This window comes from Micrococcus sp. Mcc28 (assembly GCF_024519775.1).
In the GTDB taxonomy this organism is placed as follows: Bacteria; Actinomycetota; Actinomycetes; order Actinomycetales; family Micrococcaceae; genus Micrococcus; species Micrococcus luteus.
This window is the reverse complement of record NZ_JALJRH010000011.1, coordinates 1-15,133: the sequence shown is the minus strand read 5'-3', so window position 1 is coordinate 15,133 and position 15,133 is coordinate 1. Positions and strand designations below refer to the sequence as shown.

13 protein-coding genes are annotated in these 15,133 nt (G+C 73.4%); 11 read left to right on the top strand and 2 right to left on the bottom strand.

The window, feature by feature from the left end:
• The first annotated feature begins 81 nt into the window (after positions 1–81).
• Together clpX and NR073_RS07195 are read left to right on the top strand one after the other, a co-directional pair.
• The gene (clpX, locus tag NR073_RS07200) at positions 82–1,380 is read left to right on the top strand and encodes an ATP-dependent Clp protease ATP-binding subunit ClpX (RefSeq protein WP_036316877.1); all 1,299 of its coding nucleotides are present in this window, start codon (positions 82–84) and stop codon (positions 1,378–1,380) included.
• Positions 1,381–1,442: 62 nt separating this feature from the next.
• Positions 1,443–2,060: a DsbA family protein gene (locus NR073_RS07195; protein WP_036316880.1), complete on the top strand. Its 618-nt coding sequence runs from the start codon at positions 1,443–1,445 to the stop codon at positions 2,058–2,060.
• Positions 2,061–2,143: 83 nt separating this feature from the next.
• Here NR073_RS07195 and NR073_RS07190 read toward each other — a convergent pair whose 3' ends face one another.
• Together NR073_RS07190 and valS are read right to left on the bottom strand one after the other, a co-directional pair.
• Positions 2,144–2,479 (bottom strand): membrane protein, encoded by a 336-nt coding sequence (locus tag NR073_RS07190; protein ID WP_036316984.1) that lies wholly within the window; start codon positions 2,477–2,479, stop codon positions 2,144–2,146.
• Between the two features lie 360 nt (positions 2,480–2,839).
• Positions 2,840–5,524, bottom strand: a complete 2,685-nt coding sequence (gene valS / locus NR073_RS07185) for a valine--tRNA ligase (RefSeq protein WP_049146115.1) — start codon at positions 5,522–5,524, stop codon at positions 2,840–2,842.
• A 139-nt stretch (positions 5,525–5,663) separates the two neighbouring features.
• On the opposite strand from valS, the gene NR073_RS07180 reads away from it, so the two are divergent.
• The 9 genes from NR073_RS07180 (at position 5,664) to cobA (ending at position 15,049) form a co-directional block, all read left to right on the top strand.
• Positions 5,664–6,458, top strand: a complete 795-nt coding sequence (locus tag NR073_RS07180; RefSeq protein ID WP_044659094.1) for an SDR family oxidoreductase — start codon at positions 5,664–5,666, stop codon at positions 6,456–6,458.
• A 43-nt stretch (positions 6,459–6,501) separates the two neighbouring features.
• Positions 6,502–7,251 (top strand): sirohydrochlorin chelatase, encoded by a 750-nt coding sequence (locus NR073_RS07175; protein ID WP_036316890.1) that lies wholly within the window; start codon positions 6,502–6,504, stop codon positions 7,249–7,251.
• 117 nt (positions 7,252–7,368) lie between these two features.
• Complete coding sequence (locus NR073_RS07170) at positions 7,369–9,084, top strand: nitrite/sulfite reductase (protein ID WP_122055017.1); 1,716 nt, start codon at positions 7,369–7,371, stop codon at positions 9,082–9,084.
• Positions 9,081–9,806 (top strand): phosphoadenylyl-sulfate reductase, encoded by a 726-nt coding sequence (locus NR073_RS07165; RefSeq protein WP_044659092.1) that lies wholly within the window; start codon positions 9,081–9,083, stop codon positions 9,804–9,806. The genes NR073_RS07170 and NR073_RS07165 overlap by 4 nt, the downstream gene beginning before the upstream one ends.
• A gap of 32 nt (positions 9,807–9,838) precedes the next feature.
• Complete coding sequence (gene cysD / locus NR073_RS07160) at positions 9,839–10,774, top strand: sulfate adenylyltransferase subunit CysD (protein ID WP_061867768.1); 936 nt, start codon at positions 9,839–9,841, stop codon at positions 10,772–10,774.
• Positions 10,774–12,114 carry a sulfate adenylyltransferase subunit 1 gene (locus NR073_RS07155; RefSeq protein WP_256748702.1) on the top strand — a complete coding sequence of 447 codons (1,341 nt, stop codon included), beginning with the start codon at positions 10,774–10,776 and terminating at the stop codon, positions 12,112–12,114. Before cysD ends, NR073_RS07155 begins: the two co-directional genes overlap by 1 nt.
• Positions 12,115–12,145: 31 nt before the next feature.
• Positions 12,146–12,871, top strand: a complete 726-nt coding sequence (locus NR073_RS07150; protein WP_010078844.1) for an ABC transporter ATP-binding protein — start codon at positions 12,146–12,148, stop codon at positions 12,869–12,871.
• Entirely contained in the window at positions 12,861–13,784 is a 924-nt protein-coding gene (locus NR073_RS07145) for an ABC transporter permease (protein ID WP_060974123.1), read from the top strand. Before NR073_RS07150 ends, NR073_RS07145 begins: the two co-directional genes overlap by 11 nt.
• A complete protein-coding gene (cobA, locus tag NR073_RS07140; RefSeq protein WP_060974124.1) occupies positions 13,781–15,049 on the top strand; it encodes a uroporphyrinogen-III C-methyltransferase in 1,269 nt (422 codons plus the stop codon). Before NR073_RS07145 ends, cobA begins: the two co-directional genes overlap by 4 nt.
• Positions 15,050–15,133 lie beyond the last annotated feature (84 nt).

The following is a 15,133-nucleotide window of genomic DNA, read 5'->3' as shown; positions in this document are numbered from 1 at the left end:
GGCCGTATGCTGGACGGAATCTGACAGCGACGACGCCCGCGCGGGGCGGACGTCTCCGCCCGGCCTTCGAGGAGTACCACCATGGCGCGTATCGGAGAGAGCGCTGACCTGCTGAAATGCTCGTTCTGCGGGAAGAGCCAGAAGCAGGTGCGCAAGCTCATCGCCGGCCCGGGTGTCTACATCTGCGACGAGTGCATCGAGCTGTGCAACGAGATCATCGAGGAGGAGCTCGGCGAGGCGGCGGAGGCGGACGAGACCGTCCTGCCCACCCCGCAGGAGATCTTCGACCACCTCGAGAGCTTCGTGATCGGTCAGGAGGCGGCCAAGCGTTCCCTCGCCGTCGCCGTGTACAACCACTACAAGCGCGTGCGTGGGCCGCAGGCGCGGGGCGGTGACCTGGCCGACCGCCTCACCGAGCGGGACGACCTCGCGGACGTCGAGGTCGGCAAGTCGAACATCCTCATGGTCGGCCCCACCGGCTCCGGCAAGACGTATCTCGCGCAGACCCTCGCCCGGCGGCTCAACGTCCCGTTCGCGGTCGCGGACGCCACCAGCCTCACCGAGGCCGGCTATGTGGGCGAGGACGTGGAGAACATCCTCCTCAAGCTCATCCAGGCCGCGGACTACGACGTGAAGAAGGCCGAGCAGGGCATCATCTACATCGACGAGATCGACAAGATCTCGCGGAAGTCCGAGAACCCCTCCATCACCCGGGACGTCTCCGGCGAGGGGGTGCAGCAGGCCCTGCTGAAGATCCTCGAGGGCACGGTGGCGTCGGTGCCGCCGCAGGGCGGGCGCAAGCACCCCCACCAGGAGTTCCTGCAGATCGACACGTCCAACGTGCTGTTCATCGTGGCGGGCGCGTTCGCGGGCCTGGACGAGATCATCGGTTCCCGTGCCGGACGCAAGGGCATCGGGTTCGGCGCGCCCCTGAACCACCTGGGCGCGGGGGACGTCACCTACGCGGACGTGCGGCCGGAGGACCTGCTGAAGTTCGGCCTCATCCCCGAGTTCATCGGCCGCCTGCCCGTGATCACCACTGTCGAGGACCTCACGCACGAACAGCTCGTGCGGGTGCTGACCGAACCGAGGAACGCCCTGCTCAAGCAGTACCAGAAGATGTTCCTCATGGACGGCGTGGAGCTCGAGTTCGAGCAGGACGCCCTGGACGCCGTCGTCGCCCAGGCCGAGGCCCGCGGCACCGGCGCCCGCGGCCTGCGCTCCATCATGGAGAACGTCCTCAAGCCCGTGATGTTCGAGCTGCCCTCCCGTTCGGATGTGGGCACGGTCGTCATCTCCGGGGACGTGGTGCGCGGCGAGGCCGAGCCCACGCTCATCCCGGCCGAGGTGGAACGACGTCGACGCGGCCGGAGCGCCTGACCGCCGTCGCCCAGCAGGACCGACCGGAGCCGAGACGGCTCCCTGACCGCAAGGAGCACAGCATGACCGACACCACGCAGCAGCCCACCGTCGACTTCTACTTCGACGCCACGTGCCCGTTCGCCTGGATCACCTCCCGGTGGATCCTGGAGGTCCAGAAGGTGCGCGACGTGCGGGTGGTCTTCAAGATCATGTCGCTCGCCGTCCTGAACGAGGGCCGCGACCTGGACCCCGACTACCTGGCCCGCCTCGAGAAGGCCTGGCTGCCGGCCCGCGCCGCCGTGCAGGTGCGCGAGCGGCACGGTGCCGAGGCGCTCGGCCCGTGGTACACCGCGGTCGGCACCCGCATCCACGAGCAGGGCCGCACGGACTACGAGGCCGTGGTGGCCGAGGCCCTCGAGGAGCTGGGCCACGACGCGGACATCCTGGACGCCGCCCGCACCGACGTGGCCGACGAGCAGCTGCGCGCCAGCCAGAAGGAGGCGGAGGACCTCGTGGGCAACGACGTCGGCACGCCCGTCGTGGCGTTCAACGGCACGGCCTTCTTCGGTCCCGTGATGACCCGCATCCCGCGCGGCGAGGAGGCGGGCCGCATCTTCGACGGCGCCGTCGCCCTGGCCGACTTCCCGTACTTCTACGAGATCAAGCGGGCCCGCACCACGGATCCGCAGTTCGACTGAGCCCCCGGCTCGCACGAGACCGGCCCCACACCTTCAGCGCGAAGGTGTGGGGCCGGCGTCGTCGGGGTGCGGGGCGGCGGGGGTCAGCTGCGCGCCACTCTGCCGGCCGCGCGGATCAGGGGGACCTGCAGGGGCAGCCGCCCGAGGGAGACCAGTTGCGCCGGCCAGGGCCGGCGTCGCCACCGCCAGGCCATCCACGCATTGCCGGGCCACACGCCGAGGAAGAGCGCCTGCGCGGCGCGTCCGCCCGCGCGCCGGGTGCGCGGGACGGCCAGCAGACCCGCCACGGCCAGCTCGGCCACGCCGGAGCCGTGGGTCCACGCGCGGGCCGAGCCGGGCAGGAACGGCGGGATCAGCCCGTCGAAGGGCTCAGGTCGGACGAAGTGGAGCACGCCCATGGCGGCGAGGGCGGCGGACATCCGCCGGGCGGAGGAGTCGCAGGCGCGGCGGCCGGCCGGGGCGGGATCGGGTGTCGGTCTCATCCTCTCAGTGTCCACCCCTGCCGCGGTGACCGCACTGCGACATGCGGCAGGAGCACGACCGGGAGGTGCACCACGACACCCCCGGGAGGGCCGCCTCCCGACGAACTCCGATCCGGCGGCGGACTGTCCGACGCGTGCTGTGCCCTACCGGATCCGGGCCACGAACATCCCACGCTGACGGCAGACTCGGGTTTGCAGCACGGGCGCGACGACGGCCCCGCCGCCCGTGATGGGCGACGGGGCCGTCGTCGTGCCGCGTGCGCTCCCGAGACACCGTCCGGGAACGCGCGGCGCGGGTCAGTCGTCGTCGACCGGTGCGAGCTGCACGTCGGAGACGGTCAGGGGCGCGGACTCGCCGGCCTCGCCCTGCGTGAGGGACAGGTCCGCGATGTTGCCGGCCGCCTTGAGGTCCGCCAGGCCGCCGCGCAGCTTCTCGAGCCAGTCGGCCGGTCCGGTCACCACGGCGGAGCGCACCTCGGTGCGCTGCTTCACCTTGGCCTCGGACTTCGCCTTGCGGATGCCGCCCAGGACCTGCGCCACGGTGGGCAGGACCTCGGCGTCGCCGGCGGAGGCGGCGAAGGACAGGGACGCCACCTCGTCCGCGGCGCCCGGCCACGCGGCGGTGTGCACGGAGCCGGCGCGCCACCAGCTCCACACCTCCTCGGTGGCGAACGGCTGGAACGGGGCCAGCAGACGCAGCAGGGCGTCCAGGGTGGTGGCCAGCGTGGTCACCACCGAGGCCTGCTCGGCCTCGCCGTGGCCACCGTAGGCACGGTCCTTCACGAGCTCCACGTAGTCGTCCGTGAAGGCCCAGAAGAACTGCTCGGTCACGTTGAGGGCGCGTGCGTAGTCGTAGGCCTCGAACGCGCGGGTCGCCTGCTCCACGGTGGCCGCGAGGCGCGTCAGCAGGGAGGCGTCCAGCGGGTTGGTGACGGCCGCGGCGTCGTCGGCCGTGCGGATGACGGCGTCCTGCGTGGCGCCCAGGTTCAGCACGAACTTGGCGGCGTTGAGCAGCTTGATGGCCAGGCGGCGGCCGATCTTCATCTGCGCCACCTCGTAGGCGGTGTCCGCGCCGAGGCGGGCCGAGGCGGCCCAGTAGCGGACGGCGTCCGAGCCGAACTGGTCCAGGATGTCGGTCGGGACCACCACGTTGCCCTTGGACTTGGACATCTTCTTGCGGTCCGGGTCGAGGATCCAGCCGGAGAGCGCGGTGTCCGTCCACGGCACGGAGCCGTTGAGGGCGTGGGCGCGCACCACGGTGGAGAACAGCCAGGTGCGGATGATGTCGTGGCCCTGCGGGCGCAGATCGAACGGGAAGACGTTGTTGAAGAACGCCTCGTCACGGGACCAGCGGCCCACGATCTGCGGGGTCAGCGAGGAGGTGGCCCAGGTGTCCAGGACGTCCGGGTCGCCGGTGAAGCCGCCGGGGACGTCGCGCTGGTCCTCGGAGTAGCCCGGGGCGGCCTCGGCGGCCGGGTCCACGGGGAGCTGCTCGTCGGCCGGGAGGATCGGGTTCTCATAGTCGGGCTCACCCTCCGCGTCCAGCGGGTACCAGACCGGGATCGGCACCCCGAAGAAGCGCTGGCGGGAGACGAGCCAGTCACCGTTGAGGCCCTCGACCCAGTTCTCGTAGCGGTGGCGCATGTGCTCCGGGTGCCAGGAGAGCTCGCGGCCGCGCTCGATCAGCTCCGCGCGGCGGTCGGCGTCGCGGCCGCCGTTGCGGATGTACCACTGGCGGGAGGTGACGACCTCGAGCGGCTTGTCGCCCTTCTCGTAGAAGTTCACGGCGTGCATGATCTTCTTCGGCTCTCCGTCCAGCAGGCCGGCCGCGGTGAGGGCGTCCACCACACCCTGCTTGGCGGAGAACACGGTCTTGCCGGCCACGGTGTCCGCATAGGCCTGTCGGCCGGCGTCCGTGGTGATCCACTCGGGGGTGTCGGCGGCGAAGCGGCCGTCACGGCCGATCAGGGTGCGGGTCGGCAGCTGCAGCTCGCGCCACCAGGTGACGTCGTTGAGGTCGCCGAAGGTGCAGACCATGGCGATGCCGGAGCCCTTGTCCGGCTTGGCCAGCGGGTGCGGGAAGACCTCGACCTCCACGCCGTACAGCGGGGAGGTGACGGTCGTGCCGAACAGGTGCTGGTAGCGCTCGTCGTCCGGGTGGGCGACCAGGCCGGAGCAGGAGGCCAGCAGCTCGGGGCGGGTGGTCTCGATGAAGACCTGCTCGCCGTCCGCAGCGGTGAAGGCGTAGCGGTGGTAGGCGCCGGGGACCTCGCGGTCCTCGAGCTCGGCCTGGGCCACGGCGGTGCGGAAGGTCACGTCCCACATGGTGGGGGCCTCGGCCAGGTAGGCGTCGCCCGAGGCGATGCCGGCCAGGAAGGCGCGCTGGGAGACGGCGCGGGAGACGTCGTCGATGGTCCGGTAGGTCATGTCCCAGTCGACGGACAGGCCGAGGCGGGTGAAGAGGTCCTCGAAGACCTTCTCGTCCTCGACGGCGAGCTCCTCGCAGAGCTCGATGAAGTTCTTGCGGGAGATCACGTCCCAGTCGCGCTGGTTCTTCGCCGGCTTCTCCGGCGGGCGGTAGCCCTCCACGTACGGCTTGGCGGGGTCGCAGCGGACGCCGTAGTAGTTCTGCACACGGCGCTCGGTGGGCAGGCCGTTGTCGTCCCAGCCCATCGGGTAGAACACGTTCTTGCCGTTCATGCGCTGGTACCGGGCGAGCACGTCGGTCTGCGTGTAGGAGAAGACGTGGCCCACATGCAGGGAGCCGGAGGCGGTCGGCGGGGGAGTGTCGATCGAGTAGACCTGCTCGCGGGTGGTCTGCGTGTCGAACGCGTACGTGCGCTCGTCGGCCCAGCGGGCGGTCAGCTTCTCCTCGAGGCCCTCGAGGGCCGGCTTGTCCGGCACGGCCACGGCGCCGGCGGCGGGGGTGGACGGGGTCGATGCGTCGATGGGCGTGTCTGTGCCCTGCGTGTTCTCAGCCATGCCCGCCATCCTCCCATGACCGGGGCGGCGGGCCGGGCCTGCGACGACGCCCGGGACGTCCCGCCCTTTCAGCCGCTCGACCTGGCGGAGGTGATCCGGGCGGTGCTCCGAACGGCACGGCTCGGCTACGGTCGGAGGCGTGAGCCACACCCATGAACCTGCGAAGAACCCCGCCCGCGCCGCCGTCGTGACGGGGGCCACGAGCGGCATCGGCCGCGCCACGGCCCTCGAGCTCGCCCGCCGCGGCTGGCGCGTGTACGCCGTCGGCCGCCGGGCCGAGCGCCTCGAGACCCTCGCTGCCGACGCCCGGGCCGAGGGCGTGAGCGGCGACGTCGTCCCCGCCGCCCTGGACGTCACGGACGAGGCCGCCGTCGCCGCGCTGGCCTCGCGCGTCGAGGCCGACGGCGGCGCCGACACCCTCGTCAACATCGCCGGCGGAGCGCTCGGCACGGACGCGGTGGGCGTGGGCGACCGCGCCGACTGGGAGTGGATGTACCGCGTCAACGTGCTCGGCACCCTGACGATGTGCCAGGCGTTCCTGCCCATGCTCCGCGCCCACGGCGAGGGCACCGTGCTCAACCTGACCTCGACCGCCGCCGTCACCGCCTACGAGGGCGGCGCCGGCTACAACGCCGCGAAGATGGGCCAGCACGGGCTCACCGGCGCGCTGCGCCTGGAGGAGGCCGAGCACAACGTGCGGGTGATCGAGGTGCTCCCGGGCATGGTCCACACCGAGGAGTTCTCCCGCAACCGCCTGGGCGGCGACCAGTCCGCCGCGGACGCCGTGTATGCGGGCGTGGAGAAGCCGCTCACCGCCGAGGACGTCGCCGAGGTGTGCGTCCACGCCGTCGAGCTGCCCCACCACGTGAACCTGGATCAGATCGTGATGCGGCCGGTCGCCCAGGCCGCCCAGCACAAGGTGATCCGCCGGTGAGCGGCGGGCCGCAGAACGTGTGGGCCGACGCGGTGGGCTCGGCATGAGCGCGCCCGTGCTGCACGTGATCGCCTGCGCCCACGGCACGCACGACGCGGCCGGCCGCGACGTGATCGACGGCCTCCGTGCCGACCTGGCGGCCCTCCTGGCCGCCGAGGGGCCGGGCGCCCAGGTCCACGAGGCCTACGTGGACGTGCAGAGCCCCTCCCTCGACGAGGTCGTGGCGGCCCTGCCCCCGGGGGAGCCGGCCGTGATCGTGCCGCTGCTGCTGTCCCTGGGCCATCACGTCCACCACGACATCCACCACGCCGCAGCCGCCCGACCCGGCACGATCGCCGCCGCACCGCTGGCCGGGGCCGGGGACGACGTCGAGCCGCGCCTGGTGACCGTTCTGGCCGAGCGGGTGGCCCGGGCGGTGCCGGCCGGTGAGGCCGCGACATCGGACGTCATCCTGGCGGCGGCCGGCACCCGCGCCGCGGACGGCCAGGCCCAGGTGCACGCCCTGGCCGGGGCCCTGGCCCGGGCCACGGGACTGCCCGTGACCGCTGCGTTCGGGGCGGCGGCGACCCCCCGTGTGCCCGACGCCGTCGCCCGGGTGCACGCCGCCGGCCGTCGCGCCGTGGTGGCCGCCCACCTGCTGGCCCCCGGGTACTTCCACGACCGGCTCGGCGAGGCCGGCGCGGACGCGGTCACCGACCCCCTGCTGCCGCATCCGCTGGTGGCGCGGATCGCCCTGGACCGGCTGCGGTCCGCCCTCGTAGAGGCCCCGAGGGGAGCCGCCGGAGGCCGCTGAGCCGTCCGTCACACGACCGGGGCCGGACCGGGTCCCCGCCGCGGCCCGGCCCCGGGAACGTGACGAACCGCGTCGACGATCTTGGGGCCGGCATGCCGGGTTCCTAGCGTGGCGGCCATGACCCAGGTGAACGAGACGTCGAGGCCGGCGCGCACTCCGCGCCGTCCCTCCGCCAAGCCGCACGGCCAGTGGAAGGTGGACGGGACCACCCCCCTGAACCACAACGAGGAGTTCAAGCAGCAGGACGACGGCCTGAACGTCCGCGAGCGCATCGAGCAGGTCTACGCCCGGGAGGGCTTCGACTCGATCCCCTCGGACGACCTGCACGGCCGCTTCCGCTGGTGGGGCCTGTACACCCAGCGCCGGCAGGGGATCGACGGCGGCAAGACCGCCACCCTGGAGCCCCACGAACTCGAGGACCGCTACTTCATGCTGCGCGTGCGCATCGACGGCGGCGACCTCACCACCGAGCAGCTGCGCGTGATCGGCGGGATCTCCACCGACTTCGGCCGTGACACCGCGGACATCACCGACCGGCAGAACGTCCAGCTGCACTGGATCCGTGTCGAGGACGTCCCCGAGATCTGGCGGCGCCTGGAGTCCGTGGGCCTGTCCACCACCGAGGCCTGCGGCGACGTGCCGCGCGTGATCCTCGGCTCACCGGTGGCCGGGATCGCCGCGGACGAGATCATCGACCCCACGCCCGTGATCCGGGAGATCGCGGACCGCTGGATCGGCGACCTCGAGGTCTCCAACCTGCCCCGCAAGTTCAAGACCGCCATCACCGGACATCCCTCCCAGGACGTGGTCCACGAGATCAACGACGTCTCCCTGATCGGCGTGGTGCACCCCGAGCTGGGCCCCGGCTACGACCTGTGGGTCGGCGGCGGCCTGTCCACGAAGGCCCGCCTGGCCGACCGGATCGGCGCCTTCGTCTCGGCCGAGCGCGCCCCCGAGGTGTGGCACGCCGTCGTGAGCATCTTCCGTGACTACGGCTACCGGCGCCTGCGCAACAAGGCCCGCATGAAGTACCTGCTCGAGGACTGGGGGCCGGAGAGGTTCCGCACCGTGCTGGAGGAGGAGTACCTCGGCTACGCCCTGCCCGACGGACCCGCCCCGGCCCCGCCCACCCGCCCCGGCGACCACGTGGGGGTCCACGAGCAGAAGGACGGCCGCTTCTACATCGGTGCCGCCCCCGTCGTCGGCCGCTCCAGCGGCACCACCCTCACCGCCCTCGCGGACCTGCTCGAGGCCCACGGTTCCACCCGGCTGCGGACCACCCCGCACCAGAAGATCGTGGTGCTGGACGTGGAGCGGGACCGTGTGGACGCCGTCGTGGCCGGCTTGAAGGAGCTGGGACTGGACCCGGAGCCGTCCGTGTTCCGCCGCTCCACCATCGCCTGCACGGGCCTGGAGTTCTGCAAGCTCGCCATCGTGGACACGAAGGACACCGCCACCGCCGCGATCGCCCAGCTCGAGGAGCGCCTGGCCGACCTCGCCGACCGCCTCCCCGAGCGGCTGAGCCTGCATGTGAACGGCTGCCCCAACTCCTGCGCCCGCATCCAGACCGCGGACATCGGCCTGAAGGGCCAGCTGCTCCCGGACGACGACGGCGGCCAGACGCCCGGCTTCCAGGTCCACCTGGGCGGCGGCCTGGCCTCCGTGGACCGCGCCGAGGCCGGCCTCGGACGCAGCGTCCGCGGCCTGAAGGTCCGCGCGGACGGGCTGGTCGACTACGTCGAGCGCCTCGTCCGCCGGTACGACGAGCAGCGCGAGCCGGGCGAGACCTTCGCCCGGTGGGCGCACCGAGTCGACGAGGAGGCCCTCCGATGAGCACCATTCCCCCCACCCGTCCGACCGAGGACCTCGAGCGCCTGCAGGCGCTCGCGGAGTCCGGCGCCGCCGAGCTCGGCTGGGACGCCCCCGCCGAGGCGGTGGTCGACTGGGCCGCCCGCCATGTGGACCTCCGCCGGGCCGCCGTCGCCTGCTCCATGGCCGACGCCGTCCTGCCGCACCTGGTGGCGCAGCGAATGCCCGGCGTGGACGTCCTCTTCCTGGAGACCGGCTATCACTTCACCGAGACCCTCGCGACGCGCGACGAGGTGGCCCGCCGCCTCGACGTCACCGTGGTGGACGTGCTGCCGGAGCTGACCGTGGCCGAGCAGGACGAGCGCCACGGCAAGGACCTGTTCGCCCGTGACCCGGGGCTGTGCTGCGCGATGCGCAAGGTCGAGCCCCTCAACCGGGCGCTGGCCGGATACGACCTGTGGTTCACCGGCGTCCGCCGGGACGAGGCGCCGACGCGCACGAACACCCCGCTGGTGGGCTGGGACGAGGCCCACGGCATGGTCAAGGTCAACCCCGTCGCCCCGTGGAGCTTCGACGACCTGGTCGGCTACGCCACGGACCACGACGTGCCCGTGAACCTGCTCCTGCAGAACGGCTACCCGTCGATCGGCTGCCGTCCCTGCACCCGCCCCGTCGCCCCCGGGGAGGACCCCCGAGCCGGGCGCTGGGCCGGGACCGCGAAGACCGAGTGCGGCATCCACGTCTGAGCGCCGCACCCGAGACAGACCAAGGAGACACGATGACCCTCACCCATGCCCCCGACCCGGGGACCGTGAGCCCCGCCGGGCCCGACGTCCAGGACGCCCTGGAGGCCGAGGCGATCCACATCGTCCGCGAGGTGGTGGCCGAGTTCGAGCGCCCCGCCATGCTCTTCTCGGGCGGCAAGGACTCGGTGGTGATGCTCCACCTGGCCGCGAAGGCCTTCTGGCCGGGCAGGATCCCCTTCCCGGTGGTCCACGTGGACACCGGCCACAACTTCCCCGAGGTCCTCGAGTTCCGCGACCGCACGGTGGAGCGGCTCGGCCTGCGGCTCGTGGTGGGCTCCGTGCAGGAGTACATCGACCGCGGCGAGCTGCGTGAGCGCGCCGACGGCACCCGCAACACCCTGCAGACCACCCCCCTGCTGGACACGATCCGGACCAACCGGTTCGACGCCGTCTTCGGGGGAGGCCGCCGTGACGAGGACAAGGCGCGGGCCAAGGAGCGGATCATCAGCCTGCGGGACGCGTTCGGCCAGTGGGACCCGCGCAACCAGCGCCCCGAGCTGTGGAACCTCTACAACGGCCGTCACACCCCCGGCCAGCACGTCCGCGCGTTCCCCATCAGCAACTGGACCGAGCTGGACGTGTGGCGGTACATCGCCCGCGAGGGCATCGAGCTGCCCTCCATCTACTACGCGCACGAGCGGGAGGTCTTCCGCCGCGACGGAATGTGGCGCGCCGTGGGGGAGCACTCCCGCCCGGCCGAGAACGAGGAGGTCACCACGCGGACGGTGCGCTACCGCACGGTGGGCGACATGTCCTGCACCGGCGCCGTCCTCTCGGAGGCCGCCACCGTCGAGGACGTCGTGCTCGAGGTCGCCGCCTCCACCCTGACCGAACGCGGGGCCACCCGCGCCGACGACCGCATCTCCGAGGCGGCCATGGAAGATCGCAAGAAGGACGGGTACTTCTGATGAGCACCGCACTGCTGGACCGGCGCGCCCCCGCCGGGACCCTGTTCCGCCTGGCCACGGCCGGCTCGGTCGACGACGGCAAGTCCACCCTCGTGGGCCGCCTCCTGCACGACTCCAAGGCCGTCCTGGCCGACCAGCTCGAGGCCGTGGCCCGCACTTCCGCCGAGCGGGGCTTCGGCGGCGCCGAGGGCGGGCTGGACCTGGCGCTGCTGACCGACGGCCTGCGCGCCGAGCGGGAGCAGGGGATCACGATCGACGTCGCGTACCGGTACTTCGCCACGGACCGGCGCACCTTCGTGCTGGCCGACTGCCCCGGGCACGTGCAGTACACCCGGAACACCGTCACGGGCGCCTCGACGGCCGACGCCGTCGTGCTGCTCGTGGACGCCCGCAAGGGCGTGGTGGAGCAGACCCGACGCCACCTCAGCGTGGTGGCCCTGCTGCGGGTGCCGCACGTGATCGTCGCGGTCAACAAGATCGATCTCGTGGACTACGCCGAGGAGGTCTTCACCGCGATCGCCGAGGACGTGCGGCGCGTGGCCCGGGAGCTCGGCCTCTCCGACGCGGTGAGCGTCCCGGTGTCCGCCCTGCAGGGCGACAACGTGGTCACCCGCTCCGAGCGGACGGACTGGTACACCGGCCCCACGCTCATGGAGCTGCTCGAGTCCCTGCCCGGGGCGGACGCCGAGGACGACGCCGCGGCCTCCTTCCGCTTCCCGGTGCAGCTCGTGGTGCGCCCCCAGGGCGCCCTGGCCCCCGGCCTCGACCCCGAGGTCTTCCGCGACTACCGCGGCTACGCCGGGCAGGTGGTGGCGGGCACCGTCCGGCCCGGGGACGCCGTCGCCGTCCTCACCCCGGGGCAGCCGGTGCGCACCACCACCGTGGTGGGCGTGGACGCCGCCGGCGAGTCCCTCGAGGAGGCCTCCTCCCCGCAGTCGGTGGTCCTGCGCCTGGCCGACGAGGTGGACGTGGCCCGCGGGGACACGATCGCCGCCGCGGACACCGCCCCGCGCCCCACCACGGAGGTGGCCGCCGCGCTGTGCTGGCTCTCCGCCGCACCGCTGCGCGTCGGGCAGCAGGTCCTCGTCAAGCACGGCACCGCCGTCGTCCGGGCGCTCGTCCAGGAGGTGGCCGGCCGGCTCGACCTCGACACCCTGCGGCTCGACCCGGCCGAGACCCTCGGGCTCAACGACATCGGACAGGTGCGCCTGCACCTGGCCGCGCCGCTGCCCGTGGAGCCCTACGCCGTGCATCGGCGCACCGGGGCGTTCCTCGTGATCGACCCCCACGACGGGGCCACGCTCGCCGCCGGCATGGTGCGCGGCCGCGACGAGGCCTGAGACGGATGACGACGGGGCGACGGGAGCGGTCATGACGGTGGTGATGGAGGACGTGGGCAAGAGCTTCGGCGGGCCCACGCCCGTGCTGGAGGACGTCTCCGTGCGGATCGAGCCGGGCGAGTTCGTCTGCCTGCTCGGCGCGTCCGGATGCGGCAAGTCCACCCTGCTGAACATCATCGCCCGGCTCGAGGCGCCCACCGCGGGCGTCGTCAAGACCCCCCGGGAGGGGGCCGCGTTCATGTTCCAGGACGCCGCCCTCTTCCCGTGGCTCACCGCCCGCGGCAACATCGAGCTCGCCCTCCGCTTCGCCGGTGTGGCCGCGGGGGAGCGTCGGGAGCGTGCCGGGGAGCTGCTGCGCCTCGTCCACCTGGACGACGCCGCCGACCTGCGACCCCACCAGCTCTCCGGCGGCATGCGCCAGCGCGTCGCCCTGGCCCGGGCCCTCGCCCAGGACCGCCCCCTGCTGCTCATGGACGAGCCGTTCGCGGCCTTGGACGCGATCACCCGCGACCTGCTGCATGGGGAGCTCGAGCGCGTGTGGCGGCAGACCGGCCGGACGGTCGTGTTCGTCACCCACAACGTGGCCGAGGCCGTCCGCCTCGGCCAGCGGGTGCTGCTGCTGTCCTCACGTCCGGGTCGCGTCGTCGCCGAATGGGACGTGCCCGCAGCCGCCCGCCACGACGCGCCCGCCGCGGCCGCCCTCACGGCCGCCATCACCGCCCGACTCGGTCAGGAGATCCGTCGCCATGCGCACTGACACCCCCACCCTCGACGCCCCCGGCCGCGCGCCGGGGGCCGCCACCGACGACGAGCTGCGCGAGCTCGACAGCGGCCTCGACGCGCTCCAGGCCGTCGACTCGACCCGTCGGACGGGTCTGGCCGGGTGGGACTGGAGCCGGGTCCTGCTCCCGGTGGCCGCCGTCGTCCTGCTCGTGGCGATCTGGCAGGCCTTCGCGTGGCTGGCCGGTGCGCGCGGCGAGCCGATCACCGGTCCCGGCGACGTCCTCGGGGCCTTCGGGACGCTGTGGGCCCAGGGTCTCGTCCAGCAGGCAGTGGCGACGTCGGTGGGCCGCGCCGTCGTCGGCTTCGCACTCGCCGTGGTCGTCGGCGTCGGGCTGGGCCTGCTGCTCGGACAGGTCAGCGTCCTGCGGCGGGCGTTCGGCCCGCTGCTCACGGCCCTGATGGTGCTGCCCAACGTGGCCTGGGTGCCGCTCGCGGTGCTGTGGTTCGGCCTCAGCGACGCCACCGCGTACTTCGTGATGCTCACCGGCGCCGTCCCCGCCGTGGTCGCCGGCCTCACCACCGGCACGGACCAGGTGCCGCCGCAGCTGCGTCGCGCGGCCCGGGTGCTGGGCGCCTCGCGTCTCGAGACCGCCCTGCTGGTGGTCCTCCCGGCCGCCCTGCCCGCCTTCGTCTCCGGCCTGCGCCAGGGCTGGGCCTTCGCGTGGCGAGGCCTCATGGCCGCCGAGATCATCGCCGTCGGCGGGCCCATGGGCGTGGGACTCGGGACCCTGCTCCACGAGGGACGTGCCGCGTCCGACCTCGCCGTCGTCCTCTGCGCCGTCCTGACCATCCTGGCCGTCGGCGTCCTCGTCGAACTGGCCGCATTCGGCCCCGTCGAGCGGCGCATGCTGCGCCGCCGCGGGCTGCTGGAAGGGAGCACGCGATGACCGCGTCCGATCTGTACCCCACCTCCCTGCGTCTGCTCGGCCGGCCCGTCCTGATCGTGGGCGGCGGGCGCGTGGCCGGCCGCCGCGTGGGTTCCCTCCTCGACGCCGGCGCGCTCGTCACCGTGGTGGCCCCGAAGCCGGGGGAGGAGGTGGAGCGGCTCGCGGCGGCCGGCCTGCTCACCCTGCATCGCCGCCCCTACCGCCCGTCCGACCTCGACGGGGTCTGGTTCGCCCAGACCGCCACCGGCGACCGGGCCGTGGACGGGGCCGTGGCCTCCGACGCCGAGGCCCGCCGCGTCTGGTGCGTCGACGCCTCCGATGCCGAGTCCTCCGCCGCCTGGACGCCCGCCGTCGTCCGGGCCGGGGACGTGACCGTGGCCGTCAACGCCGGGGGAGACCCTCGCCGCGCCCGCGCCCTGAAGGACGCGATCACCCTCGCCCTGTCCACGGGGCGGCTGCCGCTGCGCCGGCGGCGCGCGTCCTCCGAGCCCGGCCGCGTGGCCCTCGTCGGCGGCGGCCCCGGCGACTCCGGGCTCATCACCGTGCGCGGCCGACAGCTGCTCGCGGAGGCCGACGTGGTGGTCGCCGACCGGCTGGGCCCGCGCGCCCTCCTGGCCGAGCTGGACCCGGCGGTGCCCGTGATCGAGGTCGGCAAGGCCCCCGGGAACCACCTGGCCACGCAGGACGAGATCAACGCCGTCCTGGTCCGGGAGGCCCGGGCCGGCCGCCTCGTCGTCCGGCTCAAGGGCGGCGACCCGTACGTGCTCGGCCGCGGCGGCGAGGAGGCAGCGCACTGCCGCGCCCACGGCGTCGACGTCGAGGTGGTGCCCGGTGTCACGAGCGCCGTCTCGGTGCCCGCCGCCGCGGGGATCCCGGTCACGCATCGCGGCGTCGCCACCGGCTTCACGCTGGTGACCGGCCACGAAGAGCTGTCCGAAGTGCCCACCCGGGCCGACCACACGCTCGTCCTGCTGATGGGTGTGCGCCGGCTCGCGGACACCGCGCGCCGACTGACGGAGCGCGGCCTCGACGGTGCGACGCCCGTGGCGATCATCGAGCGCGGCTGGATGCCGGACCAGCGGGTCACCGTGGGCACGGTGGAGACCATCGCCGCGCAGGCGGCCGCCGTCGGTGTGGAGAACCCCGCCGTGATCGTCGTGGGCGACGTCGTGCGCTTGAGCCCCTACGCCACCGGCGCGCCTGCGGCCGCCGCCCCTGCCCCGATCTTGACCCTGAACCCGACCTCCGAAGGAGCACGAGCATGACCCTGACCCCCTCGTCCTCGAGGCCCGATCGCCCGTTGCGCATCGCCATCATCGGTGCCGGACCCGCCGGGGTGTACACGGCGG

Excerpts from the sequence above, each read along its gene's own strand:
- NR073_RS07195 (WP_036316880.1), top strand. The coding sequence starts at position 1,443 with ATGACCGACACCACGCAGCAGCCCACCGTCGACTTCTACTTCGACGCC.
- NR073_RS07165 (WP_044659092.1), top strand. The coding sequence starts at position 9,081 with ATGAGCACCATTCCCCCCACCCGTCCGACCGAGGACCTCGAGCGCCTG.
- NR073_RS07175 (WP_036316890.1), top strand. The coding sequence starts at position 6,502 with ATGAGCGCGCCCGTGCTGCACGTGATCGCCTGCGCCCACGGCACGCAC.
- NR073_RS07170 (WP_122055017.1), top strand. The coding sequence starts at position 7,369 with ATGACCCAGGTGAACGAGACGTCGAGGCCGGCGCGCACTCCGCGCCGT.
- NR073_RS07150 (WP_010078844.1), top strand. The coding sequence starts at position 12,146 with ATGACGGTGGTGATGGAGGACGTGGGCAAGAGCTTCGGCGGGCCCACG.
- valS (WP_049146115.1), bottom strand. The coding sequence starts at position 5,524 with ATGGCTGAGAACACGCAGGGCACAGACACGCCCATCGACGCATCGACC.
- NR073_RS07190 (WP_036316984.1), bottom strand. The coding sequence starts at position 2,479 with ATGTCCGCCGCCCTCGCCGCCATGGGCGTGCTCCACTTCGTCCGACCT.
- cysD (WP_061867768.1), top strand. The coding sequence starts at position 9,839 with ATGACCCTCACCCATGCCCCCGACCCGGGGACCGTGAGCCCCGCCGGG.
- cobA (WP_060974124.1), top strand. The coding sequence starts at position 13,781 with ATGACCGCGTCCGATCTGTACCCCACCTCCCTGCGTCTGCTCGGCCGG.
- NR073_RS07155 (WP_256748702.1), top strand. The coding sequence starts at position 10,774 with ATGAGCACCGCACTGCTGGACCGGCGCGCCCCCGCCGGGACCCTGTTC.
- NR073_RS07145 (WP_060974123.1), top strand. The coding sequence starts at position 12,861 with ATGCGCACTGACACCCCCACCCTCGACGCCCCCGGCCGCGCGCCGGGG.
- clpX (WP_036316877.1), top strand. The coding sequence starts at position 82 with ATGGCGCGTATCGGAGAGAGCGCTGACCTGCTGAAATGCTCGTTCTGC.